This is a genomic window from Dietzia sp. DQ11-44 (assembly GCF_014145205.1).
In the GTDB taxonomy this organism is placed as follows: Bacteria; Actinomycetota; Actinomycetes; order Mycobacteriales; family Mycobacteriaceae; genus Dietzia; species Dietzia natronolimnaea.
The window spans coordinates 1-1,527 of the sequence record NZ_JAALEC010000049.1 but is presented as its reverse complement, the minus strand read 5'-3'; the positions used below and the strand labels follow the sequence as shown (position 1 = coordinate 1,527).

The following is a 1,527-nucleotide window of genomic DNA, read 5'->3' as shown; positions in this document are numbered from 1 at the left end:
ACAGCTTGTTCAGCAGTCTCCTAGAGGCGCCTGATGCCAGATGGGTTGATCGGGGCCAGACCGTGCGGGTTTTTCGAGACCACCGCGCCGAGATGCTGGAGTGTTACGGCCGGGACAATCTCCGAGAGGTCCAGCTCGTTGAACGAGTCGCGGTCAACGGCTACAGCGGCAAAGGGAACGTAGGTCTCACGCCCTGTGGCGGGACTGATCGTCTCGGTGCCTAGCTCGAGTGAGATGCTGCGAATCAGCCCGCGGCGGTCAGCCTCGAAAACTTCATGCAAGCTACGCAGTGCGACAGCGTGCACGATGCCTGCGTAGCGGTCCTTGGCGGCCTTCTGCGAAAGCTGCGTCTCACCGATTTCGTCGGTGGACTTCGTGTACTTGTACGCCTTAATGGTTGGCACAGTCTCTGGACCAGGCATTGTGACCCGAAGCGTGAGCTCTGCTGTGGCCGGCTCGAACTCGGACTCATGACCCACAGGGAAATGCTCAGGGTAGACAGAGTTGGCCAGCACGATTCCGACATACTCCTGTACTGCCTCGACCGTGCCGTACCCGAGCCCGGCGATCAGTTGGTCTAACTCGTCGTTCTGTTCTCGCGCCGCACGCTCCCTCTCCGCGGACTCCGCCTCATACTGTGCGGTCGCTTTTGCCAGCGCTTGGAGCCGGACGCGCTCAAGCTCGGCATGCTCCGCAGCTTGTGCTGCCTGGCGCGCAGGAAGCGAATCCATCGCGGCCTGCCATGCCTGGTAATCGGCGGCGTAGCGGCGATCAACCTCGGCTTCGGCTGCGGCCAACTTCTTCTTCCGTCCGAACGGGCCTTTCGGTGGCGCAACTTCACGGCGTACGGGAAGTGGAGGCTCCGGGATCGGCGCTGGCGCGGGGACGGGGGTGCGGAGATCTGACCTGGGAAACGGTGGATGTTGGGCGGTCACACGTAAAGCCTCGAGATCGACATAGTCGTCTACGTCAAGGGTTGCCTCCAGAAGCCCGTCCAGTTCTGCATAGTGCTCAGCCAGCTCTGCATTTAGTGACTCCACCCGAGCTTGCATGGCTTCGACATGCGCTGCTCGGGCCTCGCGCTCCAATCGCTTACGGTCAGCTTGCGCGGAGCGCGCCGCAGCCACCTGCGCACGCTCCGCAGCCCGCTGCGCCTGCTCGGCACGCCGTACGGCTGCCACCTGCTGACGGGCTGCTGCACGCTGACGCTGCTCGGCCAGGCGAGCCTGCCGCTGCATCTCTGCGAGGAACCCACGTCGACGAGTCACTAACAACCTCCATAGTGGGATAGCACGCAGACCGGACAGGAGCCGTCGTTGATGATCTGTCCGATGTCATCACTGCGAACACGAAAAGTGGACAACGAGTCCTTATCTTAACGACTATCCAGACAAGGGCCGGGCAGTTCGTCGCGGTCACACCTGGAGCCCCGCCGTTCCTTGGGGTGCCGAGCGTCCGAGCGTCATGCTGCTGTCGATGACTCCTGCTCGCGGCAGGATCCCGTTGGGGTACACCCGTGCGGGACGG

At 62.9% G+C, this 1,527-nt stretch carries 1 protein-coding gene; it reads right to left on the bottom strand.

Annotated features, from left to right (window positions below):
- Positions 1-20 precede the first annotated feature (20 nt).
- Positions 21-1,238 (bottom strand): hypothetical protein, encoded by a 1,218-nt coding sequence (locus tag G6018_RS01515; protein ID WP_107746573.1) that lies wholly within the window; start codon positions 1,236-1,238, stop codon positions 21-23.
- Positions 1,239-1,527 lie beyond the last annotated feature (289 nt).